This window comes from Geomonas silvestris (assembly GCF_014193515.1).
Taxonomy (GTDB): Bacteria; Desulfobacterota; Desulfuromonadia; order Geobacterales; family Geobacteraceae; genus Geomonas; species Geomonas silvestris.
Map to the genome: position 1 here is coordinate 1 of NZ_BLXX01000004.1, position 25822 is coordinate 25822.

26 protein-coding genes and 2 riboswitches are annotated in these 25822 nt (G+C 62.8%); of the genes, 10 read left to right on the forward strand and 16 right to left on the reverse strand.

Translation table 11 applies throughout. From position 1 onward, the window contains the following. Positions 1–188 precede the first annotated feature (188 nt). From GMST_RS08125 to GMST_RS08150, 6 genes are all read right to left on the reverse strand, one after another. The gene (locus GMST_RS08125) at positions 189–1109 is read right to left on the reverse strand and encodes an energy transducer TonB (protein ID WP_183354147.1); all 921 of its coding nucleotides are present in this window, start codon (positions 1107–1109) and stop codon (positions 189–191) included. Next, positions 1099–1677: a hypothetical protein gene (locus tag GMST_RS08130; RefSeq protein WP_183354148.1), complete on the reverse strand. Its 579-nt coding sequence runs from the start codon at positions 1675–1677 to the stop codon at positions 1099–1101. Before GMST_RS08130 ends, GMST_RS08125 begins: the two co-directional genes overlap by 11 nt. A 168-nt stretch (positions 1678–1845) precedes the next feature. Beyond that, positions 1846–2667, reverse strand: coding sequence for an energy-coupling factor transporter transmembrane component T family protein (locus GMST_RS08135; RefSeq protein ID WP_246399298.1), 822 nt, complete (start codon positions 2665–2667; stop codon positions 1846–1848). After that, positions 2648–4036: an ABC transporter ATP-binding protein gene (locus GMST_RS08140; RefSeq protein WP_183354149.1), complete on the reverse strand. Its 1389-nt coding sequence runs from the start codon at positions 4034–4036 to the stop codon at positions 2648–2650. Before GMST_RS08140 ends, GMST_RS08135 begins: the two co-directional genes overlap by 20 nt. An 82-nt stretch (positions 4037–4118) precedes the next feature. After that, a riboswitch (molybdenum cofactor riboswitch) is annotated at positions 4119–4238 on the reverse strand. Between the two features lie 102 nt (positions 4239–4340). Then, positions 4341–4553 carry a hypothetical protein gene (locus GMST_RS08145; protein WP_183354150.1) on the reverse strand — a complete coding sequence of 71 codons (213 nt, stop codon included), beginning with the start codon at positions 4551–4553 and terminating at the stop codon, positions 4341–4343. Positions 4554–4555: 2 nt separating this feature from the next. Beyond that, positions 4556–5293 (reverse strand): hypothetical protein, encoded by a 738-nt coding sequence (locus GMST_RS08150; protein WP_183354151.1) that lies wholly within the window; start codon positions 5291–5293, stop codon positions 4556–4558. A gap of 98 nt (positions 5294–5391) precedes the next feature. Beyond that, positions 5392–5508: riboswitch (molybdenum cofactor riboswitch) on the reverse strand. Positions 5509–5718: 210 nt separating this feature from the next. On the opposite strand from GMST_RS08150, the gene GMST_RS08155 reads away from it, so the two are divergent. The 6 genes from GMST_RS08155 to phoU all read left to right on the forward strand — a co-directional run bounded on the left by GMST_RS08155 (position 5719) and on the right by phoU (position 11056). Next, positions 5719–6162 (forward strand): phosphate-starvation-inducible PsiE family protein, encoded by a 444-nt coding sequence (locus GMST_RS08155; RefSeq protein ID WP_183354152.1) that lies wholly within the window; start codon positions 5719–5721, stop codon positions 6160–6162. 110 nt (positions 6163–6272) lie between these two features. Further along, entirely contained in the window at positions 6273–7301 is a 1029-nt protein-coding gene (pstS, locus tag GMST_RS08160) for a phosphate ABC transporter substrate-binding protein PstS (RefSeq protein ID WP_183354153.1), read from the forward strand. A gap of 236 nt (positions 7302–7537) precedes the next feature. Beyond that, positions 7538–8500, forward strand: a complete 963-nt coding sequence (gene pstC / locus GMST_RS08165) for a phosphate ABC transporter permease subunit PstC (RefSeq protein WP_246399300.1) — start codon at positions 7538–7540, stop codon at positions 8498–8500. After that, positions 8500–9339: a phosphate ABC transporter permease PstA gene (pstA, locus tag GMST_RS08170; RefSeq protein WP_371873116.1), complete on the forward strand. Its 840-nt coding sequence runs from the start codon at positions 8500–8502 to the stop codon at positions 9337–9339. Before pstC ends, pstA begins: the two co-directional genes overlap by 1 nt. Before the next feature lie 128 nt (positions 9340–9467). Beyond that, the gene (pstB, locus tag GMST_RS08175; protein ID WP_183354155.1) at positions 9468–10229 is read left to right on the forward strand and encodes a phosphate ABC transporter ATP-binding protein PstB; all 762 of its coding nucleotides are present in this window, start codon (positions 9468–9470) and stop codon (positions 10227–10229) included. Between the two features lie 155 nt (positions 10230–10384). Beyond that, the gene (gene phoU / locus GMST_RS08180; RefSeq protein WP_183354156.1) at positions 10385–11056 is read left to right on the forward strand and encodes a phosphate signaling complex protein PhoU; all 672 of its coding nucleotides are present in this window, start codon (positions 10385–10387) and stop codon (positions 11054–11056) included. 264 nt (positions 11057–11320) lie between these two features. Here the strand turns inward: phoU and GMST_RS08185 are convergent, their stop codons facing one another. The 3 genes from GMST_RS08185 to GMST_RS08195 form a co-directional block, all read right to left on the reverse strand. After that, complete coding sequence (locus GMST_RS08185) at positions 11321–11506, reverse strand: hypothetical protein (RefSeq protein WP_183354157.1); 186 nt, start codon at positions 11504–11506, stop codon at positions 11321–11323. Between the two features lie 87 nt (positions 11507–11593). Continuing rightward, on the reverse strand, positions 11594–12562 hold the full coding sequence (locus GMST_RS08190) for a D-2-hydroxyacid dehydrogenase (RefSeq protein WP_183354158.1): 969 nt from the start codon (positions 12560–12562) through the stop codon (positions 11594–11596). 11 nt (positions 12563–12573) lie between these two features. Then, positions 12574–13167 carry a DUF502 domain-containing protein gene (locus GMST_RS08195; protein WP_183354159.1) on the reverse strand — a complete coding sequence of 198 codons (594 nt, stop codon included), beginning with the start codon at positions 13165–13167 and terminating at the stop codon, positions 12574–12576. A 317-nt stretch (positions 13168–13484) separates the two neighbouring features. Here GMST_RS08195 and GMST_RS08200 point away from each other — a divergent pair, with 317 nt between their 5' ends. From GMST_RS08200 to mtaB, 4 genes are all read left to right on the forward strand, one after another. Further along, positions 13485–14819 (forward strand): S41 family peptidase, encoded by a 1335-nt coding sequence (locus GMST_RS08200; RefSeq protein ID WP_183354160.1) that lies wholly within the window; start codon positions 13485–13487, stop codon positions 14817–14819. Then, on the forward strand, positions 14816–15763 hold the full coding sequence (gene miaA / locus GMST_RS08205; RefSeq protein WP_246399302.1) for a tRNA (adenosine(37)-N6)-dimethylallyltransferase MiaA: 948 nt from the start codon (positions 14816–14818) through the stop codon (positions 15761–15763). Before GMST_RS08200 ends, miaA begins: the two co-directional genes overlap by 4 nt. Positions 15764–16043: 280 nt before the next feature. Continuing rightward, positions 16044–16715, forward strand: coding sequence for a serine O-acetyltransferase (gene cysE / locus GMST_RS08210; protein WP_183354161.1), 672 nt, complete (start codon positions 16044–16046; stop codon positions 16713–16715). Between the two features lie 139 nt (positions 16716–16854). Further along, positions 16855–18144: a tRNA (N(6)-L-threonylcarbamoyladenosine(37)-C(2))-methylthiotransferase MtaB gene (gene mtaB / locus GMST_RS08215; protein ID WP_183354162.1), complete on the forward strand. Its 1290-nt coding sequence runs from the start codon at positions 16855–16857 to the stop codon at positions 18142–18144. A gap of 125 nt (positions 18145–18269) precedes the next feature. Here mtaB and GMST_RS08220 read toward each other — a convergent pair whose 3' ends face one another. From GMST_RS08220 to cysC, 7 genes are all read right to left on the reverse strand, one after another. Further along, on the reverse strand, positions 18270–19493 hold the full coding sequence (locus GMST_RS08220; RefSeq protein ID WP_183354163.1) for an ATP-binding protein: 1224 nt from the start codon (positions 19491–19493) through the stop codon (positions 18270–18272). Positions 19494–19748: 255 nt separating this feature from the next. Beyond that, positions 19749–21008 carry a DUF6178 family protein gene (locus tag GMST_RS08225; RefSeq protein WP_183354164.1) on the reverse strand — a complete coding sequence of 420 codons (1260 nt, stop codon included), beginning with the start codon at positions 21006–21008 and terminating at the stop codon, positions 19749–19751. Positions 21009–21119: 111 nt separating this feature from the next. Beyond that, positions 21120–21401, reverse strand: coding sequence for a YcgN family cysteine cluster protein (locus GMST_RS08230; RefSeq protein WP_183354165.1), 282 nt, complete (start codon positions 21399–21401; stop codon positions 21120–21122). Between the two features lie 44 nt (positions 21402–21445). Then, on the reverse strand, positions 21446–22237 hold the full coding sequence (locus tag GMST_RS08235; RefSeq protein ID WP_183354166.1) for a hypothetical protein: 792 nt from the start codon (positions 22235–22237) through the stop codon (positions 21446–21448). A 182-nt stretch (positions 22238–22419) separates the two neighbouring features. Beyond that, positions 22420–23283 carry an ExeA family protein gene (locus GMST_RS08240; RefSeq protein ID WP_183354167.1) on the reverse strand — a complete coding sequence of 288 codons (864 nt, stop codon included), beginning with the start codon at positions 23281–23283 and terminating at the stop codon, positions 22420–22422. A 115-nt stretch (positions 23284–23398) separates the two neighbouring features. Further along, entirely contained in the window at positions 23399–25171 is a 1773-nt protein-coding gene (locus GMST_RS08245; RefSeq protein WP_183354168.1) for a GTP-binding protein, read from the reverse strand. Then, on the reverse strand, positions 25168–25809 hold the full coding sequence (gene cysC, locus GMST_RS08250; protein ID WP_183354169.1) for an adenylyl-sulfate kinase: 642 nt from the start codon (positions 25807–25809) through the stop codon (positions 25168–25170). Before cysC ends, GMST_RS08245 begins: the two co-directional genes overlap by 4 nt. Between the last annotated feature and the right edge of the window lie 13 nt (positions 25810–25822).

The following is a 25822-nucleotide window of genomic DNA, read 5'->3' on the forward strand; positions in this document are numbered from 1 at the left end:
GCTCTCGCTCTGCTCGGTGATGAGCTTAACCGTTTCAACCTTGAATTCCCTGGAATACGTCTTCCTCTTCTTTGCCATGACAGTCCCTCCGTGCTGCCGGTTTTAGCAGCTTTTCGGACTGTCCACAAGATCGGGGAAGATCCACTCGGATGAAGGTTGGCAGATGGGGACCATCCCCTCCCCCACTCTCACCTGCTGTCGCTCAACGAGAAGCTCATGGTGACGGTGAAGCTTTCCTGGGGAGCGCCGAACTCGTCGGGAAGCGGCGGGAACTTGCCGACATCGGTGATCGCCCGGGTGGCCGCGGCATCCAGAAAGGGATGACCGCAGGAGCTCACCGTCTCGACCTGCTTCAAGGATCCGTCGCGAGCCAGCACGAGCCGCCGCTCGCAGCGCCCTTCCCTCCCCAGCTTGCGCGCCGCAACCGGGTATTTTTTGTGCGCCTCGATAAGCGCCTTGACCTGCCCCTGGTAGGAACCGCGCCGGGCGGCTCCGGCTCCGGTTCTCCCGGCCCCGGCAGCACCCGCCTTGGCCCCCTCCCCTCCAACGGCCTTTGACACTACCCCGTCGGCACCGACACCTCCGGCGCCTGCCGCACCGGCTGCTCCCGCCGCGGCGCGTTGCGGCTTTCCAGCTCCTTGCGGATCCACCCGCATTGTCACGACGGTCGGAACCGTTTCGGCAGGAGCAGGATGTTCAAGCTTTGCAGCCGGCGCAGGCTTTTGCGACGTAGCGGCGACCGGCGCAGCCGCCGGCACGGTGACCGGCAGATCTCTACGGATTGCGGCTGCAGGCTTCGCGTTACCGGGTGCAACCAGCGCCGGCAAGACCGGAATGCTCTTGTTGGTTGCCGGTGCAGCAGGCTGCCGCGGCGCCCTTGCGGCATCTGTCGCCTTTCCGATACCAGGCAGCGGCAGCGCGGAAAGGTCGACCTGCACCACGGCCGTAAGCGGGTCCTTGGGCAGCGCCTTGCTTTCCGGGGCTCCCTTCGGGACCTGCGGCAACGACCAGCGCACTCCGGTCAGGGCAACGAGCAGTACCAGGTGGAGCGCCAGCGAAGCCAGCAGAGGACCGCTGAAGCGCGGGATGCCGTGCACCTCATGCGTCAAGACTGCCTTCCGTGCCGTCATCGATGAGACCATTCAGCCGCAAGCGGCGTATAATCGCCGGCACGGCGAGGGAGCCGAGTCCTCCCCACAGCCCGCTGAAGCCTGCGGAAATGAGGGCCTTGCCGATGATGATCTCCTCCTCCATCCCCATCAGGTATTCCACTCCGGTGCTGACCCCGGCGCGGGTAATCGAGGCGAAGACGCCGACCGCCAGGCAACCGAGCGCGCTGGTGACGAAGCCCGGTACGAGAAAGCCGGCGAGGTCCACCAGTACCGCGGGGAGCAGGAACTTGACCAGCACGATGGGACCGCTTGCTCCCATGCCGAGAAGCACGCTCGTCAAGCTGGTGAGAAGCCCCACCAGGGTGACGGATCCCAGCTTGGGCACGAAGCCGCGCGCCAAAAGCATGAAGAACATGGTGAAGAACATCACATGCCCCGGCATGTGCAGGTGCAGTCGCAGCCCCGCACGGGTCAGCACAATAAAGGTGGCGCAAAAGCACAACAGCACGGCCTCCCTGAGGGTAAAGCGGCGCCAGAGATAGATGCGTTCGGTCTTGGTTTCCATGCTGATGTAGTTCTCCTTGCTGCTATAAGCTGGCTGTTAAATGGGGTCTGCTTTTCTGAGGTCCCGAAGAGTTGTGCATCGCTCTCGACAACTCGTACATCGCTCTCAACGACTCGTATATCGCTCTCAACGACTCGTTTATCGCTCTCTACAACTCGTGCATCGCGGTCAACGAGTCGTGCATCGTGGAACGGCTCTCCCCTCATTTCCCTGAAGAAGCTTTTCTGTGGGGGCGGAAGGTTCACTTTGTTGTGCGGTACCGGCCTCACCCGCGTTACGGATCAACAGGTCAGCCTGGAAAAAGGTCCGCTCCCGGTGCGCCCCGAAGCCGCGGGCCTCTGCCGAGCGCGCCACCTCGTCCGCCGTCTTCAACGCCCTCACCATGAGCGGCAGGATCAGGCAGTTGAAGAGATCCGGCCAGTTGCGCGGGTTAAGCTGCTGGCGCGGCAACAGCTTGGCCCCCCGCAGTCGCTGCGCCGCGGTGATGTCGGCGATCTCACGGAAGAAAAACGGCACGAAACGTACGCTGACGAACACCAGGAACGAGACCCGGTACGGGAGCACGCGCCTGAGCCCCCGCATCACCTCCGAGCTGCGCGTGGTGCGCAGGAAGACCGCACCCGGCAGGTAGAAGAGGATGATCTGGGTCGAAATCCTGATCCCGGGCCACAACCCTTTGCCCGTGCCGTGCACCAGGCAGTAAAGCGGAATGACCAGGGCCGCCTGAAACATGAAGAGCCGGATGTCGCGCCAGAGATCGGCCAGGGTGAGCCGGGCCGCCAGGTAGTAGCAAAGCGTGACCAGCACCAGCGCTCCCAGGGTCGCCGGGGTGCGCCCGCCGGCCGCGGAGGCGCTTAAAAGCATCCCGAGGACCAGCTTGGTCCCGGCACCCACCCGGTGCACCGGCGAGTCGTGGGCCGCAAACTGGCAGCCGTAGTCGCAGCTGCGCAGGCTCCGGCGCAGCCCCCCTTTAGCAGGAACGTTCGCCAAGGACCCCTCCGGAAAGAATCAGGCTGCGGTCGGCCCAACGCGAATCGGGGAGTTCGTCGTGCGAGACGATGACCACCGTGGCGCCCAAGCTCCTCGGCAACTCTCCCAGGATGCCGAGGAGCGCCAGGCGCTGGGGAAAATCGAGACCGGCAAAGGGTTCGTCGAGGAGCAAGAGTTCGGGACGCGGGGCGAGCACTGCCGCGAGTGCCACGCGGTGCTGTTCGCCGAAGCTCAAGGTGAGCGGCGCGCGCTCAACCAGGTGCGAGATCCGGCAGATCTCCAGGGCCTCGGCGACCCGCGGCTCCCACTCGGAACGCTCAAGCCCCTGCCGCTGCAGCGTGAAGGCGACCTCTTCCTGCACGGTCTCCCCGAAAAGCTGTCGCGCGGGATTCTGGAAGAGCACCCCCACCTTCCCGGGAAGCTCTTCGGGCTGCGGATTTTTCATCCCGCAGAGGACCACCTCGCCGCGGTCCGGGCACTCCAGCCCCGACAGGCAGCGCAACAGGCTCGATTTCCCGGCGCCGTTGCGGCCGAAAAGGTGCAGCCGCTCCCCCCTGCCGACCGTCAGGTTCACCCCGTTGAGCACCGTCCCCGTCTCCGGGTAGGCGAGCTCGATCCCGGCCGCCTCGATGCAGTTTCCCTCCGCGCGGCAGCAGGGGGCCACTTCAGCGTCACCGCTGTGAAAGAACTCGATCCCTGGCGCACTCCGCTCGACGCGCAGCAGGCAGCCAAGTTCCAGCATCAGGTAGCGGTCGATCAGATCGGCGAAGGGGCGCGGGTCGTGCTCCGCGAGGATAAGCGTGTACCCCTGGCGCTTCAGCTCGCCCAGGATCTGCACCAGCTCGGCCTTGCCGCCGGCATCCAGCTGGGAGGTGGGCTCGTCCAAAAGCAGCAGTTTCGGTTGCATGGCCAGCACCGAGGCGATGGCCACCCGCTGTTTCTGCCCTGCGGAAAAGCGCTCTGGGCTGCGCGCCAGGTGCTCTGCCATGCCGACGGCCTTAAGCGCCTCCATCACCCGCCGCCCGATCTCACCGGCAGGCACGCAGAGGTTTTCCGGCCCGAAGGCAACTTCCTCCGCCACGCTGGTGCAGATCAGCTGGGACTCGGCGTTCTGGAAGACCATGCCGGCCGGAGAGGACCAGGGGGCGGCGCCGGTTCCCTGGGCGATCTTCACGGTTCCCGAGGATCGCCCACCGCGCAAAAGCCCCATGATGGCAAGCAGGAGTGTCGACTTCCCGCAGCCGGAATGCCCGGTGAGACAGATGCACTCCCCTTCGGTGACCGAGAACGAGACGTTGCTCAGAGCGGGGTGCGCCGCACCGGGGTAGCGGTAGCTTAGGCGATCGATGTCGAGCAGCAGTTCGTTCAAACGCAGAAAATCCTTTATCAACCGCTGGTTAAGACACAAAAAAAAGGGCCGCCTCTTGAATACAAGGGAGCCCCTTACCGGCCGGAGCCGGTTGGTCTCTCCTTTTCAAAAGGAAGGCGCTGCCGTTTCCGGCAGGACCCGTTAGCTGCGCGCCGTGGAGGACGACCCCTTTAGGCGGGACAGCTCGGAGAAGTGCATCTGTAATGGAAAAGCCAACAGGGATAAAGGGGATCAAGGGGATAAAAGGGAACAGCAAAAACCTTGATCGTGATGGTGTGATGGGGAGCTACCCCCTTAATCCCCTCTAGCCCTGTTGGGGGCGCCACTGGCAGGTGAACGAGGCCGCACTCCAGCGCCGGTAACGGCAGTTGTAGCAGGAGCGTTCCTCGTCGGCGATCACCTCTTCATCGACGTCGAGCATAAACCCCGGGCAGTCGAGCGCCGCCACGGCCGCAGCCGCCCAGCTCTCCTTGCCGGCAATAAACTCCCTCACGCCGTTTTCCAGGGTGCGCCACATCGCTAGTAATCCTTCAACTCTTTGCGGTGCAGGGTCTGCCAAAGCGGCTCCCCCTCCCCCGCTTCCGCAGCACTCACCAAAAGGACCGAGGCTCCGTCGATCAGCACGGTTTTCGGCTTCTCGCCCAACCGCACCAGGTCCAGGGCATCCACGCTCTCGCCGGTAATACTGCGCACCTCGTCCACGTTCGGGTGCGCCAGCAGCTCCGCAGCGGGTACAGTCTCGCGGGAGAACTTGAGACTCCCCTTCATCCTGCCGTCGTTGCCCCACAGGCGCAGCCCCGCGCCTGCCAGCGCGCCGATGATCCCCTGGCCGGTGCCGCCGTGCTCGGAGAGATGGGCCCCTATCCGGTCCGCGAGCTGGTAGGCCTCGGGCATGGTGATGACCTCGAGCTTGGCGCGGCGGCCGAACGCGATCAACTCGGGCGCATGCTTGAGATCCGGCAGGCTCACCACGCAGAGCCCGGGATCGGATCCCTCGGCGGACTCGCGCCCGAGGAAGTCACCCGCAAAGCTGATCACCTGCTCCAGGCACCCCTCGTTTATCTCGGCCAGAAAGCACATGGCGCTGTTGTGCGAGGTGTACGGGATGTCGGGATGCACCAGCAACTGGTGCCGGGTGACCAGACTGGCACTCCCCCAGCCGTTTGCGGTCAGCCCCTCAGCAATAAGCGAAGCGATTTCCCCGGTTCCGCGGCTCTCCAGGTTATCGGTATCGTCGATGGAAATCACAATCTGCATGGCTGCTCCAACTTCGTTGTATAGCTGAGGGAATAACGGTAGTGAAAAAAAAGGCCTCTTTCCGCATAGAAAGAGGCCTTCAGCCGTCGACGCACGTCGACCGCTTAAAAGGCTCCCCTTTCCAAAAGAGAGGCACCGCCGTTTCCAGCTGCACCCATTGGCTTTGCACCATGGGGAGGACCGGTAGGCGACAAAGCTCGGAGAGGCAAATTATTTTTGGGCTTGGATAACACAGTTGCGCCAGCGACGCCAGCACTATTTGGAGAAAACTTCTTAATGTCGTCTACTTTACCGTTAAGACATTCGAACATCCAAATACAAGAAAGTGGACACTGCACACCCTTTTACATCCAAAGATCACACGTTCTTAACAGGACTGTAACAGGCGACGGATATGCTTCGCAGGACAAATAAGGAGGATAGCTATGTGGGGAACTGATACCGAGAACTTCGACGCACGCATGAACATCTTTTTCGAGAAGAGCGCACGGGGGCTTTTGAGCCTGCTGATCATCGCCATACTGCTGGCGATCCTCTCGGGCGTGATCTACACCTTTTACGACCTGAGGCTCATTATGCAGCTCTCTTTCCATGCCGCCTTCAAGGCGATCCTGGTCGACATCCTGACCGTGCTCGCGGTGGTCGAGATACTGCGCACCGCGCTTGCCTACTTCAGCGAAGGGAGGGTGAAGGTGACCTACATCATCGACACGGTGATGGTGACGGTACTCACCGAGGTGATGGCCTTCTGGTACAAGGAGATGCCCTGGCAGAGTCTCGCCATGGTGATCCTCCTCACCCTGTCGCTTGCCGTGGTGCGGGTGGTGGCGGTGCGCTACTCGCCGCGCAGCCACCGGGCCGAACTGTAGCAGTTTGCTATACTTGGGCGGTCTTATTCACCAAAACTTACGCAAACCGTAACAGCTTTGTAACAAAGGACAGGCATCTTGTTACACAGATTACACAAAAGGAGAACGAGATGATGTTCAGAATTCGCAGATCCATTCTTGCGGTAGCGGCACTGGCGGCACTGGTCCTGGCGGGCAACGCTTCGGCGGAGACCCTGATCAACGGCGCGGGCGCCACCTTCCCCTACCCGCTGTACTCGAAGTGGTTCGCCGAGTACGCCAAGATCGACAAGAGCGTGAAATTCAACTACCAGTCCATCGGCTCCGGCGGCGGCATCAAGCAGATCACCGCCCAGACCGTCGACTTCGGTGCCTCGGACAAATTTCTGAGCGACGAGGAGCTGAAGGCGGCTCCGGGCAAGCTGCTGCACATCCCGACGGTGATGGGCGCGGTCGTCGTTACCTACAACCTGCCGGGCGTCGGCAAGGGGGTGAAACTCACCCCTGAGACCCTGGCCCAGATCTACGAAGGGAAAATCACCTCCTGGGGCGACCCGAAGCTGGTGCGCGACAATGGAGGGTTGAAGCTCCCCAACAAGCCGATCATCGTGGTGCACCGTTCCGACGGTTCCGGCACCACCAGCATCTTCACGGATTACCTGACCTCGGTGAGCCCGGAGTGGGCCAAGAAGGTCGGCAAAGGGACCTCGGTCAAGTGGCCGGTCGGACTGGGCGGCAAGGGTAACGAGGGGGTCGCCGGGCAGATCAAGACCACCCCGTACACCATCGGCTACGTCGAACTCGCCTACGCTTTCGAGAACAAGCTCCCCTACACCTCGCTGAAAAACAGCTCCGGCAGCTTCGTGGAGCCCTCCATTGCCTCGACCTCGGCGGCGGCCCGCGGCGCGGCCAAAACCATGCCCGCCGACTTCCGGATCTCGCTGGTGAACCAGCCCGGCAAGGACGCCTACCCCATCGTCGGCTTCACCTGGCTGTTGGTCTACCAGGACCAGAAGGACAAGGCAAAAGGGAAAAAGCTGGTGGATTTCCTGAAGTGGGAGCTGCATCAGGGGCAGAAGATGGCAGACAAGCTCCTCTACGCCCCGCTTCCGTCCAACGTGGCAAAGATGGTCGAGAAGACGGTGCTGAGCATAAAGTGAGGCAGGGACTGGGGACTGGGGGCTACTCGGGACTGGAATCGACACCGAGGCTCACACCTGAAACCCGCCCAGCCCATCCCTCCGAGCATAGAACCTAGAACTTAGAACTTCGAACTTCGATTTTCAAAGGATTTCAAGTGGAAACCACGGACGTAACGACATCGGGCTCCGTGCCAGGACCGTACCCTGGCGCAGGACCGAAAATTCCAGCATCCAAGCGGGAATCGGAGCAGAGCTTGCCAGACACGCAAACCACCGCTCCTCCCGAAAAGGCTGACAAGCGCATCAACGGCGACCTGGTCTTCAAGTTCGTGACCACCGTCTTCGCTTTCAGCATCCTGATCATCCTGGCGCTCATGCTGGCCGAGATGACCTCGGAAAGCCTGCCGGCGATCCGCAAGTTCGGGCACAAATTCCTCACCAGCAGCGACTGGGATGCCGTGCAGGGAAATTTCGGCGCCCTCCCCTACCTCTACGGCTCGGTGATCTCCTCGGTCCTGGCACTGCTGCTGGCGACGCCTTTGAGCATCGGGGCCGCCATCTTCATCACCGAGATCTGCCCGAAGAAGGTGGGGGCCTGGATCGCACCGCTGGTGGAACTGCTAGCGGCGATCCCCTCGGTCATCTACGGCCTGTGGGGGGTCCTCGTCATGGCTCCCTGGCTGCAGTCCACCGTCCAGCCGTTCCTCATCGAGCATTTCGGCTTTCTCCCCTTCTTCCAGGGGGCACCCTACGGCGTCAGCATGCTCGCCGCGGTCTTCATCCTGATGATCATGGTGGTGCCGATCATCACCTCGATCAGCCGCGAGGTACTGCTCACGGTCCCCTCGAGCCAGAAGGAGGCTGCCATCGCCCTGGGCGCCACCCACTGGGAGACCATCAAGATGGCGATCCTCCCCTACGGCAAGTCGGGGATCCTCGGTGCGGCCATCCTGGGGCTGGGGCGCGCGGTGGGCGAGACCATGGCGGTCACCATGGTGATCGGCAACTCGCCGCAGATCTCGCTGTCGCTCATGTCGCCGGCCTACACCATGCCGAGCGTCATTGCCAACGAGTTCGCCGAGGCTACCTCGAAGCTGCACACCGCCGCCCTCATGGAGATCGGCCTGATCCTCTTGCTGGTCACCCTGGTGATCAACGCGCTGGCCAGGCTGCTGATCTGGAGCGTCACCCGCAGCGCAGGTGGAGGTGCAGCATGATGAGGAGCGTCTTCCTGCGCAACGCCAAGAACTACCTGATGACCGGGATGATGCTGGCCGCCACGCTGGCGGTGCTGATTCCGCTGGGGCTCATCTTCTTTCACATCATGAAGATGGGGATGAGTTCGGTGAACCTCGACTTCTTCACCCAGATCCCCAAGCCGACCGGCGAGACCGGCGGCGGCATGGCCAACGGGATGCTGGGATCGCTACTGATGATTGGCATGGCCTCGCTGATCGGGCTGCCGGTCGGGATCTTCGGCGCCATCTACCTGGCCGAGTTCGGCGGATCGAAGGTATCCACCGCGATCCGTTTCTCCGCCGACGTCCTCTCCGGGACCCCTTCGATCATCACCGGCATGGTGGCCTACACCCTCCTGGTGGTTCCGATGAAAGGCTTCTCCGCGCTGGCGGGATCCGTGGCGCTCGCCATGATCATGATCCCTATCGTGCTGCGCACCACCGAGGAACAGTTGAAGCTCGTGCCGGGCTCCCTGCGCGAGGCCTCGCTGGCCCTTGGGGTCCCCATGTGGCGCACAACCTTGAGAGTCACCCTGCGCAGCGCGCTTTCCGGAGTTATGACCGGGGTACTCTTGGCGATAGCCCGCGTGGCAGGCGAGACCGCGCCGCTGCTCTTCACCGCCTTGGGGAACCAGTTCTGGGGCAAAGACCTCACCCAGCCGATGGCCGCCCTGCCGCTGCAGATCTTCAGCTTCGCCATCGCCCCCTACGAGGACTGGCACCGGCTGGCGTGGGCTGGAGCCCTGGTGCTGGTGGTCGTGATGTTCGGGTTGAGCCTCACGGCGCGCTACTTCGGCAGGACCAGGACCGGCGAATAATTCGCCACGTAGTCACGGAGAACATCTGAGGAACGGCAGGCCAGGACCGGGACACACAACGGTTCGAAGCACGAGAAAGAACATAGGACGGCGGGCCTGAGCGTCATTTACTGCTTTACGAGGGATACATGAACAACATCAAGGTACATCTGGAGAGCCTCAACATACATTTCGGCAAGACCCACGCGGTGAAGGACATCAGCATGGACTTTCCCGAGAACAGCGTGACCGCCATCATCGGACCTTCGGGGTGCGGCAAGTCGACCATGCTGCGCTCGCTGAACCGGATGCACGACCTGGTCCCTTCGGCCCGGGTCTCCGGGAAGGTGCTTTTGGACAACGACGACGTCTACGGCAAAGGGGTTGACCCAGTCGGCATCCGGCGCAGGGTCGGCATGGTGTTCCAGAAACCGAACCCCTTCCCGGCCATGTCGATCTACGACAACGTAGTAGCCGGCTACAAGCTGAACAGCCGCATGGTGCGCAGCGAGGCCGACGACATCGTGGAGAGCTGTCTGAAGCGCGTCGCGCTCTGGGACGAGGTGAAGGACCGGCTGAAGGCCAACGCCATGACCCTTTCCGGCGGCCAGCAGCAGCGTCTGTGCATCGCGCGGACCATCGCGGTGAAGCCGGAAGTGATCCTGATGGACGAGCCGGCCTCGGCGCTGGATCCGATCTCCACCCTGAAGATCGAGGAGTTGATCGAGGAACTCAAGGAGCGCTACACCATCATCATCGTGACCCACAACATGCAGCAGGCCGCACGCGTCTCGGACTACACGGCCTTCCTGTACATGGGTGACCTGATCGAGTGCGGTGAGACCAAGAAGATCTTCACCACTCCGGAGCAGAAGCAGACCGAGGACTACATTACCGGCCGTTTCGGCTAGGCTATCAGGCGATTCGAATCGCCCGATCAGTCCGACCCGTCCGATTGTTCGGATCTGCGATCCGCTCGATGCCCTTCGACAACGCACCTGGCCCCGGCAGCCGCGCCACGCCGGCAAACCGGGAGACCATTTATAATCACGCAGGAGAGAATGTAATGGAAAGAGAACACTTCAGCAGGCAGTTCGACGCGGAGCTGAACGAAATACGGGAAAAGCTCCTGGAGATGGGGGGCAAGGTTGAACTCATGATCGCGAACGCCCTGCTGGCACTGGTCGAGCGCAACACCGAACTGGCGATACAGACCATCGCCTTCGACCACGAGATCAACCGCCTCGAGATGGAAATCGACGAGAAGTGCCTGGAAGTGCTGGCGCGCCGACAGCCCGCCGCACGCGACCTGCGTTTCATCACCCTGGCGCTTAAGATCGTTACGGACTTGGAGCGCATCGGCGACCAGTGCGCCAACATCGCCAAGCGCGTGAAGGAGCTGAACCTCGAGCCGGCTCTCAAGCCGTACATCGACCTCCCCCGCATGGCCCAGGCCGCCTCCACCATGGTGAAAGAGGCGCTGGACGCCTTCGTGCGCGGCGACGAAAACCTGGCCATCAAGGTCTGCCAGGACGACCAGGTGGTGGACGATCTAAACGAGCAGATCCAGCGCGAGCTGTTGACCTTCATGATGTCCGATCCGAGCGCCATCACCCGCGCCATGCGGATCAACTACATCTCCAAATGCCTGGAGCGCATCGCCGACCACGCCACCAACGTGGCCGAGATGGTGATCTTCATGGTGAAGGGAAAAGATATCCGCCACACCATCGCTTAAGGGAGATTTTCTCAACCTCGACATTAAGCTCAACCTGACCAAAAGGGGTCCACTTCGGTGCACCCCTTTTTCTTGTTCATCGGGAAATTGCGGAGAGACCACATCCCCTCTCCCGCAAGGGGAGAGGGGACCTATGTCATCGGCCTTCCAGGACTTCCCTGATGACCGTTTGTTGTTCCGGACACGAAAAAGGGCGAACCTGAGGTTCGCCCCGTCGGACTGTGCCGAAAACCGCTCCATGTGTCCGAAGGGCCACATCGAGTTTTAAAAAAACACCTGGCGCTGCTGGGGGCTGCGCTCGTTGCGCTGGGGCCCGCTGACCGGAAACTCCTTCTTGCAGCAACCGCAAAAGACCTTGCCGCCGACCGTGCTGGTCCAGGGGGTCAGGTTCCTCGAATCGCACCACTCGCAGTACCACACGTAATACTCGCCCATTGCCATGGTTCTCATGCGCTTTCTCCTTGTATCGTTGTCGCCCAGGAGCTTAGCGCAGCTTTGTCACAGCGAGGTGGCGGCGGCGTAACTATCTCGAGAATTTTAAAGAGTTACCCCGTTCACGACGTTTTGCGGCGCACCCGCCAGGAAGGCCGCTATGTTGTCCGAGGTGGTGGCCATGAGCCGACGCCGCGCCGCCAGCGTGGCCCAGGCGATGTGCGGGGTGATCAGGCAGTTTTTAAGCCCCAGAAGCGGGCTGTCGGCCGGGATCGGCTCGCGGGCGGTAACGTCGAGCGCTGCCCCGGCGATGGTCCCCTCCTTGAGTGCCTGCACCAGGTCGGCCTCCCTGATGAGCGGCCCCCGTCCGGTGTTGATGATGAGAGCGTGCGACTTCATAAGCCTCAACCGCCCCGCGTGCACCAGCCCCTCGTTCTCGGCGGTGAGCGGGCAGTGCAGGCTCACCACGTCGGCTCGCCGGAACAGTTCGTCGAGCTCGAGCCAGGTGACCGGAATCCCCGGGAGTTCCATCCGGCTTCTCGGGTTGTAGGCGAGGATCTCCATCCCCAGGGCGTGCGCCACGGCAGCGACCCGCGCGCCGATGCGCCCCAGCCCCACGATCCCCAGTTTCTGGCCGCACAGCTCGGAGAGCGGCTCGGTCATCAGGGTGAAGTCGCGCGACTTGGACCACTCGCCGCGCTGGACCACCGCGTCGTAGAGCGCCACCCGGTTGGTGAGCTCCAAAAGAAGCGCGATGGTATGCTGCGCCACCGAAAAGCTGCCGTACTCGGGGACGTTCACCACCGGAATGCCGCGCAGCCTGGCCACCTCGATGTCGACCACGTTGTAGCCGGTGGCCAGCACGCAGATAAGCTTCAGCTCGGGGAGCGCCGCGATGGTTGCCGCGCTCAAGGGGGTCTTGTTGGTGAGCAGGATCTGGGCGCCGCGGGAGCGCTCCACGATGAGATCGGCCGGCGTGCGGTCGTACACGCTGAACGTGCCGAAGGCGGCCACCCGGTCCCAGGGGTTGTCGCCGGGGTTCAGGGTATAGCCGTCCAGTACCACGAGGTTCATAGCCACTCCTTTTAATGCACTACCGCGCCGCCCGAGACCACGAACTTGACCGCCTCCTCGACGGTCATGCCGCTGTCGTAGACCTCGGACTCAGGGAAGAACAGGGCAAACCCGGAGGTTGGGTTCGGCATGGTGGGGACGTACACCACGACGAGCCGCTCGCCGGCCCGCTCCACCTCGCCGGTCACAAAACCGACGGCGCGCACCCCGACCCGGGGCCACTCGACGAATACGGCCCGGCGATAGGAGGTCTTCCCCTCCTTGAACACCTGGGTGAGCTGTTTGCTCGAGTTGTAGATCGACTTGACCAGCGGGATGCGCGAGAGCAGGTCATCCCACCACTTGAGGATCCGGGTCCCCATGACGTTGGTGGCGAGGATGCCGGAGAGGTAGATGACGACGGCACCGGTCAGCATCCCCAGCCCGGGGACATGGTACTCGCGATGCACCACGAAGTTACTGAAGATGGAGTCGAGATAACTCCCCAGGATGCCGTCGGCGAAGTTGAAGAGGAATTTCAGGATAAAGAGGGTAATGCCCACCGGCACCACCACGAAAAGACCGGTAATGAATTTGCTCTTCAGATGTCTGATAACGTTTTCCATTGCACCTCCCTACGTGCTAGACCAGCCTTATGCAACAAAGCCCGCGTGAAGTCAACAGATTACCGTCCCGGACAGGCGGCGTGACACGGGCACAATCCAGGCGGCGGGCCGACAAGGATAACTCACCTGTCACAGCGGGAAGAGACTGTCACCAAGGGGCCGGTTGCAGGCTCTCCACCGGATACCGCCCGGCACCGGTTCCTCCTTATTTTCCTTCCGTTTCTCGCGGCGATAGCAGTTGACAATACGGCCGCCAGAATTTAGAGTGCTAATTTGCCCGCGTTGCCCCCTGACACTTCACCAGATAGGTTTTCGACATGTTCAAGACTCGCATAATCCTTACTGCTGTCATACTGCTTGCCCTGGTCGGCGTGCTGCTGGCCAACATGGTCCAACGGATGGCCCACCTGCACCAGAGCGACGCGGAGTACCTGCGCCTGTTCAAGGAAGTGGTCGCCATCACCAAGCAGAGCTACGTGGAGCAGGTCGACGACAAGAAGCTCATGACCGGCGCCATCAACGGGATGCTGGCGGCGCTCGATCCGCACAGCAGCTACATGCCGGCTACCAGCTACGACGAGATGAAGGTACACATGGCCGGCGCCTTCGGCGGCCTGGGGATCCAGCTCGGCACCAAGGACGGCAACCTGATGGTCGAGGCACCGATCGAGGATACCCCGGCGTTCCGGGCCGGGATCCTGGCCGGCGACCACATCTGGTCCATCGACGGGAAGCCGACCAAAGGGGTCCCGATAAACGACTGCGTGAGCCGGATGCGCGGCACCCCGGGGACCAGCGTGACGCTCGGGATCCTGCGCGAAGGGTCCAAGGAGCCGCTCTCCTTCAAGCTGGTGCGGGCCATCATCAAGACCAAGAGCGTGAAGGCGAAGCTGCTGGAGCCGGGGTACGCCTACCTCGGCATCTCCGAATTCCAGGAGCGCACCGGCGAGGACTTCGAGCGCGCCCTGAAAACCCTGGCCGCGGACAACGGCGGCCCGCTCAAGGGGCTCGTCCTGGACCTGCGCTACAACCCCGGTGGGCTTTTGGATCAGGCCATCAGGGTGACCAACAGCTTCGTCGGCGAGGGGCTCAATGACGGGCTCATCGTCTCCACCAAGGGGCGCAGTGCCGGGTCCGAACGCGAGATGACGGCGAACATCGGCGACAAGCAACCGCACTACCCGATCGTCGTGCTGATCAACGGCGCCAGCGCCAGCGCCTCGGAAATCGTGGCCGGTGCCCTGCAGGACCACAAGCGTGCGGTCATCATGGGGACCCAGAGCTTCGGCAAGGGGAGCGTCCAGTCGGTCATTACCTTGCGAAACGGCGACGGCCTCAAGCTCACCACCGCGCGCTACTACACCCCGAGCGGCCGCTCCATCCAGGCCAAAGGGATCACCCCGGACATCACGGTCGAGTTCGCCAAGAAACCGGCGCAGCCCGAGAAGAAAAAGATGCCGGAGATCCGGGAGCAGGACCTGGACGGCCACATGCAGCAGGTGGGTGCACCGAAGGATGCCCCGGCGGCTTCCGAGCCCTCCGCTGCACCGATGGATCCCAAGGAGCAGGAACTGCTCGGGAAAGACAACCAGCTGGCCCGCGCCCTCGACCTCCTCAAGGGGGTAAACCTGCTCAAGGCAGGGCTTAAGTGAGTGAAGCTGTTGCAGCCGTGGGGCGTCCGCCCGGGCGCCCCAACCTCATCGTCGTCCTCGGCCCCACCGCCTCAGGCAAGACCAGCCTGGGGGTGGCGCTGGCCCGCAGGCTGGGCGGCGAGATCATCTCTGCCGACTCGCGCCAGGTCTTTCGCGGCATGGACCTGGGTACCGGAAAGGACCTCCACGAGTACGGCGAGGTTCCCTACCACCTGATCGACGTCGCCCCTCCCGGCACCGAGTTCAACCTCTTCCAGTTCCAACGCCTGTTCCTGGCTGCCTTCCGCGACATAACTGCGCGCGGTCGCCTGCCGATCCTGGTGGGCGGCACGGGGATGTACCTCGACTCCGTGCTGCGCGGCTACTGGCTGGCCGAGGTCCCCGAGAACGCCGAACTGCGCCGGGAGCTCGAACCACTCGCCATGGAGGAACTCGTCGAGCGCCTGAAGCTGGTAAACCCGCGGCTGCACAACACGACCGACCTCACCGAGCGCGGCCGCCTGGTGCGCGCCCTGGAGATCGCCCAAGCCGAGCGTGCCGGGGTAACTCCCCCGCCCGCCCCGGAGCTCACACCGGTCACCCTCGGGCTGCGCTGGGAGCGTGCCCGGTTGCGTGAGCGGATCACCCGGCGCCTCGAGGAGCGGCTGGACGCCGGGATGATCGAGGAGGCCCGGGCGCTGGTCGAAGCGGGGGTTCCCTACGAAAGCCTGGACTACTACGGGCTCGAATACCGCTTTCTGGCGCGCCACCTGAAGGGGGAGCTCTCCCGCAACGACCTGTTCCAAAAGCTCAACAGCGCGATCCACGACTTTGCCAAGAAGCAGGAGCACTGGTTCAGGCGGATGCAGAGCCACGGCACCCAGATCCACTGGATCGAAGGCGCAGGCGACCCGCTGAACGAGGCGCTTCAGTACCTGGTGGACTTGGATTTGCTGCAGGATTAACTACGGAAAGGTCTCAAAGGTCTCACCACAGAGGCACACAGAGGAAGAGACGAGGAAGACAGGGTACAGCAAAACCCAAGGAAATGTCTCGCCACTTTCCTCTGGGTACCTCTCGTGTCCTCTGTGTTTCCAGGTTCTACCGAGGCTCCTTCAGAACCTGCTGCGCAAGATACAGAATACTGCCACTTAATAATTGACGAAAACGGTAGGGTTATGCTACCACAAAACCAGCGGTCGCTTACCGGTGCCGTTTCGTTACGATACATGAGGGAGGGAAGCCATGTTTGCCAGGTTCAAATCAGACATCAAGGCAGTCTTTGACAGAGACCCCGCAGCCAGAAGCACGCTCGAGGTGATCTTCTGTTATCCCGGCCTGCACGCTGTCTGGTTCCACCGGGTAGCACACTGGCTTTGGAAGCGGGAGTTCTTTTTCCTGGGACGCCTGACTTCACACTTCGCCCGTTTCCTGACCGGCATCGAGATCCATCCCGGCGCCACCATCGGCAAGGGGTTCTTCATCGACCACGGCATGGGGGTCGTCATCGGGGAGACCGCGGAAATCGGCGACAACGTCACGCTGTACCACGGCGTCACCTTGGGCGGCGTGAGCTGGGAAAAGGTAAAGCGCCACCCCACCTTGGGGGACAACGTGGTGATCGGATCGGGCGCCAAGATCCTGGGCCCGTTCACCGTGGGCAAAGACTCCAAGGTCGGCTCCAACTCGGTGGTGGTGAAGGAAGTCCCGCCCAACTCGACAGTGGTCGGCATCCCCGGGCGCGTGGTCATGGCGACCGAGAAGCCGCAGGAGCGCCTCGACCTGGAGCACGGCAAGATGCCGGACCCGGAAGCCAAGGCGATCTCCTGCCTCTTCGATCAGATCCGCGAACTGGAGCGCAAGTACAACGCCCTCGCCGCCGAACACGAACAACTCAAGAAGAGTCTCAAGGCCTAAAACATCAAGCCGGCGCGGTGCGGGGTGAACCTGCAGCGCGCCTTTTTTCTCGCACCAGCAGGCTCCGCACCGCAAATCTCACCTCGTGGACACCCCGCGGTTTCGCCCAGAATAACCAAAGAGAACGGTTCCTATCAGCATGAAAAAAATCGCTATCACCACACTTGGTTGCAAGATCAACCAGTTCGAATCTGCCGCCATGACCGAGGCCTTGGGCCAGGAAGGTTTCGTTATCGTCCCCTTCAGCGAGGCGGCGGACGTCTACGTCATCAATAGCTGCACCGTGACCGCCAAGACCGACGCCGAGTCCCGGCGCCTGATCCGGCGTGCCGGCCGTCAGAATCCGGATGCCAAGGTCGTGGTCACCGGCTGCTACGCGCAGATGTCGAGCAGCGAAATCCTCGAACTGCCGGGTGTGCACCTGGTGCTGGGCAACAGCGAGAAGCGCGACATCGTGTCGCTCATCAAAGAGGTGGAGGATACGCCCAAGGCGGTGGTTTCCGACATCATGCAGGTGCGCAGCGGCGAGAGTGCGCCGCTCGAGAGCTTCGCCGAGCACACCCGGGCCTTCCTGCAGGTGCAAAACGGCTGCGACGCGCGCTGCGCCTACTGCATCGTCCCCTATGCACGGGGCGCAAGCCGCAGCGTCTCGCCCGAAGAGGCACTCGACGGGATGGCGGGCTTCGTGGCCCAGGGGTTCAAGGAAGTCGTACTGACCGGCATCCACCTTGGGGGCTACGGGCTCGACCTCAACCCGGCCACCGACCTGCTGAACCTGCTCAAGATGGCCGAGGAGCGCGTGCCGGTGCAGCGCCTGCGCGTCGGTTCCATCGAGCCCACCGAAGTCCCGCCGGAGATGATCGCATTTCTGGCGCAGTCGCAGAAGGTCTGCCCGCACCTGCACCTGCCCCTGCAAAGCGGCAGCGACGGCGTGCTCGCCCGCATGAACCGCGGCTACACGACCGCCCTCTTCCGGGAAGTAGCCGAAGCGCTGGCGCTGGCGGTTCCCGGCATCTGCCTGGGGACCGACATCATTGCCGGCTTCCCCGGCGAGACCGAAGCCGAATTCGAGGAAACCTACCGATTCCTGGAAGGGGTTCCCCTCGCCTACCTGCACGTCTTCCCCTTCTCGCAGCGCCCCGGTACCCCGGCGGCGACCATGCCGGGCCAGGTGCATTCGAGGATCGTCAAGGAGCGTGCCGAGGCGTTGCGCCGACTCTCCGAAGCGAAGAGCGCGGCCTATGCCCAAGGCTTCCTGGGGCAGACCCTCAAGGTCCTGGTACAAAAGGATGCCGACGGCAGAAAGGGTCTCTCCCGCAACTACCTGCCGGTACTGGTGAACGGTGGAAGCGATCTGGTGAACCGCGAGGTGAGCGTGTTGATTACCGAGGCCAAAGGCGGGGAATTGGTGGGGAATGTGGTGGAGTGAGTTGCCGATTCAGGTTACCTATGCTGTGCAGGGGGGGCCGCTTGTTGTTTTCCTCTGTGTTCTTTGCCTTCCCCCCTGTGTCCTCTTTGGTTAGCTTTGTTTGTAAACAGGTGCCGTGACTCCATTCAAACGGTAAAGGTGAAAGCGGCTCCCTGGCCGGGTTCCGCTTCCGCCTTGATCCTGCCGCCGTGCCGGTTGATGATCCTGCGCACGATGGCAAGCCCCACTCCCCTCCCCTGAAACTCCTCCTGACTGTGCAACCGCTGGAACGGCGTGAAAAGCTTGTCGGCGTAGGTCATGTCGAACCCGGCGCCGTTGTCACGCACCACGAAGGCCAGCCGGCCGTCCCACTCGGTGGCCGAGAATTCGATGACCGCGTCGGGGCGCCCCTCCGTGAACTTCCAGGCGTTGCCGACCAGGTGGTCCAGCACCACCTTGATCAGCTGCGCATCGGCACGGGCAACCAGCCCGTCCGCGATCCGGAACTCGACGGAGCGCTCCGGATGGGCCTGCACCAGCTGCGCGGCGGCCGAACGCACCAGCGCGCTCAGATCCACGTTATCGCGCTGCAGCTTGCCGCGTGCAAACCGGGAAAGCTCCAGGATCGCGTCGATCATCTCCAGCATGCGCCGGCTCGATTTCCTGATCCGCTCCAGGTAGTCCCGCCCGGTGTGGTTCAGCTTGGCGGCGTACTCCTCGATGAGCGCCTGGCTGAACCCCTCCAGGTGGCGCAGCGGCGCGCGCATGTCGTGGGAGACTGAGTAGCTGAGCTGCTCCAGCTCTTGGGATGCAGCTTCCAGTTGCGAAGTCCGCTCCACCACCCGACGCTCCAGTTCACCGTTTAAGCGCAAGAGGCTCTCGTTCTCCTCGCTGAGCACCCGCACCTTTTCTTCCAGTTTTCCGGCCACCAGTTCCCCGTAATCCCTGAGAAACCTTTCCTCGTCCAATGGCTGCTCAGGCTCACGCTGGCTGCCGTTCGCCGTGAGGGAGGCCAGCACCCGCCCCACCTCCTCCCAGAGTTCGTCGGGCTCCTTGGGCTTTTCGATGAATGCCTGCGCGCCGAGGTTGCGGGCTAACTCCGCTTCCTTGCTGCCGGTATAGACCGCAGAATAGAAAATGAACGGGATGTTCTTTAACTCGCTCAGGGATTTCAGTTGGTGCAGGAAGTGAAACCCGTCGAGGACGGGCATCAGGCAGTCGGAGAGAATGAGATCGGGCTTTTCCCGGGCCGCCATCTCCAGCCCCTGTTGGCCGTTACCCGCTTCGCAGACGTTCCAGCCGTGCCATTCGAAGTTATAGCGGATGACCTTGCGATCGCTGCGGGAATCATCGACGAGCAGCACCTTCATCACTACCCCCTGGAACTGGTACCTTCGGCCTTATTCAAAGAGAGGTTGCCGGTGCGACGCGGGCGCATGCGGTGGGACGAAGCCAACAAATGATATCAATGACAGCTAAGTTTGCAAGAATGCGGCAGAGTTTCCGCGACAGACACAACGTGCGGAGGAAATGCCACAGCCGACAGCCGATCTTTTGAGAGCGGGCAAAAAAAAGAGCCCCGGCTGGTTGAACCGGGGCTCCTGACTGCTCGGTAAGCGGCTCTGTTACCCCGCGAGTTGCGCCAGCAGGGAGGCCACCTTCTTAACGTCGTCCAGGGTTGCGAACTCGCGGTAGCCGTCGATGCCGTCGGCATCCAGGCCGCGGTAGAAGCGGGGACGTTTGGATTTGAGGCCCGCCAGCAGTTTGCCGGAGGCGTAGTCGGCGGTCTCGGTCTGCTGGGCTGCGAACTTGAGCTCCATCACGATGCTGAAGCCCAGTTGGAACAGGTGCTTCAAAGTCTCGCTGCGCAGGACGTCCGCCGCCTTCACTCCGTCAGCGCCGCAGAGTTGCTCCAGGGCGATGTTCAGATAGCCGCAGACCCGGTGCAGAATGCCGAGCATGGCCTCCTGGTCTCCCAGGCTGCTCCCTTCGGCGACCAGCGCGCTGTTCACCAGGTAGTTGAGCTCCTGCCAGAGCGTTTCCGAGCCGGCACGGGCCAGGGCACGGAACAGCAAGGTATCCTCTGCGGCGATCGGTACGAGTCCGGGACACTCACCCGCCGATACCTGCGCCTCCTTGCCGCCTTCCAGCTGGAAACTGCCGGGGTTGATCCGGGCGTAGATGGAGAGTGCCTCGTCAAGCGGCGGAAACCCGAGATCTTCGAGGCGGCCCGTGCGAAAACGCTGGCACTGCTCCTCAAGCTCGAGATCGACGTCCCCCTTGATCCCTTCCATGAGCGCCACATAGAGCGGGGTGTCGAGCCTATAGATCATACCGACAAAGTTGCCGATCACCTGGCTGTGCTTCGGGTTCTTGAACGAGAGCATGAAGGTGTTGTCGAAGGTGTGGTCGTAATCGCCCAGACGCTCCTCGTCATCCGCCAGATCGCCGATGCCGCCGCCGACGGTCAGTTCGCGGCTCAATAACAGGTGCAGGAACCCGAAGTCGAGCTGCTTCAACAGGGCATGGATGCTCGGCTCGCCACCTTCCATAAAATAGGCCAGCCAATGGCACGCCTGCTCCTCGGAGAAGTCGAAACCGTTCCACAACTCCATGTCGAAGATGAAGATCCGCTGCTCTGCGGAGGAGAGCTGCAGCAGTTCCAGCGCATCGGTCTCCCCTATTTCCTTCACCATCCAGAAAAGCTCCTGGGGGGCCAGCGCCTGAATGAGCCGTTTGGCGTCCGGGTCGCCAAGCATCAGGTCCAGGCGCCGCTTGGCGCTCACGGTTTTCAAATAGCCGTTCTTTTCGGCGAGGCTTAAAGCCGCGAAGGTCTTGGGAGAGAGTTCCTCTGTTACTGCTACGTCTTTTCCAGCTTTGGCCAAAATTTCACCTCGTGTATGGTTTACCTGCTGTGCTGCTGGAGCAGGAATAGTGTATGGGCTGTGAGGGGGCAAGCGAACACCCCGACGCTCCCTGTCAATTCGGGGGAGGAGTTATTCTTCCTTCTGGCGGCGCAGGGCCTTCTTGTAGCCGCAGCTGCGGTGCAGCCACTTGAGGTCCTGCACCAGTTCCGGGGTGAGCTGAACACATTCCGGGCAGATCTTGAAGCGTTTCTCGTAGATCTTGCACTGCCTGGTCTCGATGTCGAGATAACGGCACGGCGTCGATGTGAAAAAGATACGCCCACGTTCATCCTCTATCTTCTCAAAGCAGCAGAGGCCACACTGCTCGCAGATGGCCTCCCACTGTTCCTTATCCAATTCTTCAAATGACATGCAGTCTCCGCTTTCTGGGCTCCTGCGCCTCGCGCGCCTCGCCTCTATTTCTCCTCATCCACCGACACCTCGAAGGTACCGTTGCTTCCCTGGAAGCGTACCCGGTCCGGGTGGATCTCCAGGACCTTGTAACCCTCGACCGTGGCGCCCTGCAAGACCCCGCGGCCGTTCACGACGGCAAAGCTGGACTCGCCGTTCCCCTGCCAGGCCACGCCGGAAACCTTCAGTTCGGCATGTGTCGGCGCTGCAGCCGGAGCAGCAGCCATGGGAGCGGCCGGCGGAGCGACCGGTGCTGCTTGCACTGCAGCCGGTTGTTGGTGGGCCGCTGCCGGCTGTTTGTGAACCGGTGCCTTTGCGCTTTGCACCCCTTTTCCAGCAACAGGTGCCGCGGCTGCCGCCTTGGCAACCGGTATGGCACCAGCTTTGGCGACCGGTGCAGCCTTGAGCGGTGCAGCGGCTGCTGGTGTCGTTGCGGCACTTTTGGCGGTAACCGGAACAGCAGAAACGGCAGGAGCTGCGGTCGCCGGCGCCGAAGCGGTCGGAGCGGCAGCTGCGGGAGCAGGCGCCGGGGCAGCTGCGGGAACTGCCGGAGCCTTTGCCGTTGCATTCGCCGCGGGTGTCGTCGGGGCCGAGGCGCTCTGCGGGGCGCCGTGCCGGGTGAAGCCGCCCATCGCTGCGAAGGTGACCAGCGCCGCAACCGCGGCTCCCCCGATAACCGCAGTGGGCACAACCCATACCGGACGGGCACGCCGCGCGCGGATCATGTCGTGTTCGGCAGCGATCCGCTTGCTGCTAGTTTCTTCAGCTTTTTCAAGCGCCTTAAGTATCGAACTCATAGCACTCCTTTAACGGGTGATCCGGCGAGCTTAGGTTCAGTATCAGCACGTTGTCGTACTGTAGCGGGCCGGCTGACAGGCGGCAAGCAGACCGGCAGCTCCACGCAGTGCGGTAGGTGAAGGTACGTCCTCCCCTTTGCGAAGGGGAGACAGAGGGGATTTTTGGCTCTCAAAAATTGCCTTCAGCGCCAGAAGCCCAGCAGCCGCCCAAACACTCCGCGTGCGGTCGCTAACGGCCCCCGCCCCCTGATCTCCTGTATCGCCTGGGCCGCCATCCTTCCGCTAATCAGCCGATCCTCTTCGGTGTACCCGACCAAAAGCGCCCGGTCACAGGCGATGTTTACCAGGCGGGGAACGCCGCCGGAGAAACGATAGATACGTTTCAGGGCTCCCTTGGTGAACTCCGCCGCCCTGAAGCGCCCCGCCAGCTCCATCCGGTGGTCGATGTAGCGGCACATGCTCTCGTATTCCATGGGAAGCAGGTGATAGCGCACAGTGATGCGCTGGTTCAACTGGCGCAGTTCCTCGCGAGCCAGCACGGCCAAGAGTTCCGGTTGCCCGGCGAGGACGATCTGGATCAGCTTGTCGGTCTCGGTTTCCAGGTTCGAGATGAGCCGGATCTGCTCCAGCACCTCCGGAGCCAGGTTCTGGGCCTCGTCCATGACCAGCACGACGCTGCGCCCGGCGGCCTTCTGCTCCAACAGGAAGCTGTTCAGCACCTGCAGCAGCTCCGCACGGCTGCCGCTTTCCCAGGGGAGGCCGAACTCCTTGTTGATGCTCGCCAAAAGCTCCAGCGAGGAGAGACACGGATTGAAGATGAGCGCGGTGCGGTGCCCTTCGGAATCGAGCCGGCTCAGGAAGGTGCGCAGCAGCGTGGTCTTCCCAGTCCCTACTTCGCCGGTCAGCTCGATGAAACCGGCCCGGTTCTCCACAGCGTAGATCAGGTGGGCGAAGGCCTCCCGATGCTGGACGCTCATGAAAAGAAAGCGGGGGTTCGGCGTTATGGTGAAGGGGCTTTCCCTGAATCCGTAAAAGGTGCAGTACATGGCGGGCACGGTCCTTGGCGGGCTATTACCTTCCGAGCGGTGAACTATAGCGCGAATCTGCCGGGAAATAAAGGAGAAACGAGCATTCAGCCGTGGTACAGACGATCAAAGGAGCTCACAACAGGATAGCGAGTTCCCTCATTTTCTCGAGTATGCGCTCCACGGCTGGCGAGAGATCGTTCCTGGTTACCAGGCCGAGGTCGGTCTGCTCGGGGAGTTCCTCCTCGCACGGGGAGAGATGGATGGTCAGCACCGGGTGGGGATGCACCAGGGTGCGGATGATCTGGTGCTCGGAAACGCTGAAGGTGTTCGTGGTGGAAACCACGATGAGCCCGGCGCGCAGCAGCACCTGGGCCACCTCGCCGAAACGGCGCACCATCTCGGCGCCGTTCCAGTCGCTCAGGTCGCTGCACAGCCCCATCTGGAGATTTTTGCCGTCCAGGAGGTACACCTGGCGCCCGTCGCCGAAAAGGCGCCGCTCCAAAAGCCTTGCCAGCCGCGCCTTGCCACTGCCGCGTTCCCCGGTGAACAGGATGATCCCGGGGTGGTGGCCGTTTCTTTCGCCGCGCTCGGAAAGCCCCACCTCCCCCGCCCGCCACTTAAGGTCCCGCAGCCGGGCCTCGCGCCGGAAGGGCTCCTGGGAGTCCTTGAGCGGCTCGATGACGATGCCGCCGCCCCAGATGTCGCAACCGTCCACGATGACGAAGCGGCCGGTGGCATCGATATCGGCAAAGCGGTCCAGGGCAAGCGGCTTACGTGTCTTTATCACCACCTGGGCAACGTCGTTGCGCTCCAGGCGGTCGCAGCGGGTGATCCGGGCCAGGGTCACCGCGTCGGTCACCGTGAGGATATCTTCCAGCTCCATCTCCACCTCTGCGGTGGTGAGGCGCAGCCGGTACTTGGCGCCCCGGCTGAGGGGATTGGGCCCCATCCAGAAGACGTTGGCGCGGAAGCGGGTGCAGACCTCGGGCGGCATCTCCTGGAGGGAGGCGATCTCCCCGCGTTCGACGAAGATCTGCTCGCTCAAGGTAAAGCCGGTGCTGCGCCCCGCGCCGACGGCTTCGGGCGGCACCGCGTTGAAGGCCTCGATGCTCTTCACCACCGAACTCTTGTTGGATGGAGAAAAGACCACGGTATCGCCCACGCGCAGTTCGCCCGTCTCGACCCGGCCGGCGACGATGCGGCGCGCGTCGAACTTGTAGACGTCTTGAACCGGGAAACGCAGGGGTTGATCGCTGCGGGCGGGGAGCTTTTGGAAGGAGGCCAGGCTTTCGAGGAGCGTGGGGCCGCCGTACCAGGGCATCCGGCGGGTCGGCTTGGCCACGTTGTCCCCCTCGCGGGCGCTGACCGGGATGACGTGCGCGGGCTCCAGGTTAAGCTCCCGGAGAAAGTGCCGGGACCCCCGGGAAATCTCGTCAAAGGCGGCCTCCCGGTACTCGACCAGGTCCATCTTGTTGACCGCCACGGTGAGTTGCCGGACCCCCAAAAGGCTCAGCAGGTAACCGTGGCGCCGGGACTGTTCCTGGACCCCTTCCTGCGCATCGATGATGAGCACCGCGGCCTCGGCGCGGGCGGCTCCGGAGACCATGTTCTTCAGGAATTCCTTGTGCCCCGGCGCGTCGAGGATCAGGTACTGGCGATTTTGCCAGTTGAAGAAGGTGCGCGCGGTGTCGATGGTGATCCCCTGTTCCTGCTCCTCGAGAAAAGCGTCGAAGAGGAAGGCGTACTCGAAGGCCTTCCCCTGCCGGGCGCAGATCTGGCGCACCTTTTCCAGGTGTCCGTCCGGCAGCGAGCCGGTGTCGGCGTAGAGCCGTCCGAGCAGCGTGGACTTGCCGTGATCGACGTGCCCGACGAACACCACCTGCAGACGTTCGCTCGTCTCCGTCATGCGGCCACCACCGGGGCTGCCAGGGTGCGGTTGCGCCAGCAGGCGGAGTGCTGCCTTAGGTAGGAGATGATCCGGACCACGCACTCCTCGACCCCGTGCCTGCCGGTATTGATGGTGATTTCGGGAGCGAGCGGTTCCTCGTAGGGGCTGTCGATGCCGGTGAATTCGGGGAGCTCGCCGGCGCGCGCCTTGCGGTAGAGCCCTTTGGGATCGCGCTGTTCGCAGACCTCCAGCGGGCAGTCGAGGAAGATCTCGACGAAGTCGGCGGGGCCAAAGAGCGCGCGGACCCGGTCGCGGTCTTCGCGGTAGGGGGAGATGAGCGCGGTGAGGACGACGACTCCGGCGTCGACGAAGAGGCGGGAAACCTCGCCGACGCGCCTGATGTTCTCGCGCCGGTCGGCCTCGGAGAAGCCTAGGTCGCCGTTGAGGCCGTGGCGCACGTTGTCGCCGTCCAAGAGATAGGTGTACCACCCTTGCTGGAAGAGCTGTTCCTCGACCAGCTGGGCCAGGGTGGATTTCCCCGAGCCGGAGAGCCCGGTGAACCAGAGGACCAGCGAGCCGTGACCGTTGCGGCGTTGATAGTCGTCCCGGGTGAGCCGGCGCTCGTGCCAGGTCACGTTGCTGCTGCGGTTCTCCATGATGCCCCTCCCC

Bases quoted from the DNA above. Each gene is read 5' to 3' on its own strand.
- GMST_RS08245 (WP_183354168.1), bottom strand. From the start codon at position 25,171: ATGACGGAGACGAGCGAACGTCTGCAGGTGGTGTTCGTCGGGCACGTC.
- mtaB (WP_183354162.1), top strand. From the start codon at position 16,855: ATGAAAAAAATCGCTATCACCACACTTGGTTGCAAGATCAACCAGTTC.
- GMST_RS08200 (WP_183354160.1), top strand. From the start codon at position 13,485: ATGTTCAAGACTCGCATAATCCTTACTGCTGTCATACTGCTTGCCCTG.
- GMST_RS08155 (WP_183354152.1), top strand. From the start codon at position 5,719: ATGTGGGGAACTGATACCGAGAACTTCGACGCACGCATGAACATCTTT.
- phoU (WP_183354156.1), top strand. From the start codon at position 10,385: ATGGAAAGAGAACACTTCAGCAGGCAGTTCGACGCGGAGCTGAACGAA.
- GMST_RS08130 (WP_183354148.1), bottom strand. From the start codon at position 1,677: ATGGAAACCAAGACCGAACGCATCTATCTCTGGCGCCGCTTTACCCTC.
- GMST_RS08240 (WP_183354167.1), bottom strand. From the start codon at position 23,283: ATGTACTGCACCTTTTACGGATTCAGGGAAAGCCCCTTCACCATAACG.
- GMST_RS08145 (WP_183354150.1), bottom strand. From the start codon at position 4,553: ATGTGGCGCACCCTGGAAAACGGCGTGAGGGAGTTTATTGCCGGCAAG.
- GMST_RS08150 (WP_183354151.1), bottom strand. From the start codon at position 5,293: ATGCAGATTGTGATTTCCATCGACGATACCGATAACCTGGAGAGCCGC.
- cysC (WP_183354169.1), bottom strand. From the start codon at position 25,809: ATGGAGAACCGCAGCAGCAACGTGACCTGGCACGAGCGCCGGCTCACC.
- GMST_RS08235 (WP_183354166.1), bottom strand. From the start codon at position 22,237: ATGAGTTCGATACTTAAGGCGCTTGAAAAAGCTGAAGAAACTAGCAGC.
- pstB (WP_183354155.1), top strand. From the start codon at position 9,468: ATGAACAACATCAAGGTACATCTGGAGAGCCTCAACATACATTTCGGC.
- cysE (WP_183354161.1), top strand. From the start codon at position 16,044: ATGTTTGCCAGGTTCAAATCAGACATCAAGGCAGTCTTTGACAGAGAC.
- pstA (WP_371873116.1), top strand. From the start codon at position 8,500: ATGAGGAGCGTCTTCCTGCGCAACGCCAAGAACTACCTGATGACCGGG.
- GMST_RS08230 (WP_183354165.1), bottom strand. From the start codon at position 21,401: ATGTCATTTGAAGAATTGGATAAGGAACAGTGGGAGGCCATCTGCGAG.
- pstS (WP_183354153.1), top strand. From the start codon at position 6,273: ATGATGTTCAGAATTCGCAGATCCATTCTTGCGGTAGCGGCACTGGCG.
- GMST_RS08185 (WP_183354157.1), bottom strand. From the start codon at position 11,506: ATGAGAACCATGGCAATGGGCGAGTATTACGTGTGGTACTGCGAGTGG.
- GMST_RS08195 (WP_183354159.1), bottom strand. From the start codon at position 13,167: ATGGAAAACGTTATCAGACATCTGAAGAGCAAATTCATTACCGGTCTT.
- GMST_RS08190 (WP_183354158.1), bottom strand. From the start codon at position 12,562: ATGAACCTCGTGGTACTGGACGGCTATACCCTGAACCCCGGCGACAAC.
- GMST_RS08220 (WP_183354163.1), bottom strand. From the start codon at position 19,493: ATGAAGGTGCTGCTCGTCGATGATTCCCGCAGCGATCGCAAGGTCATC.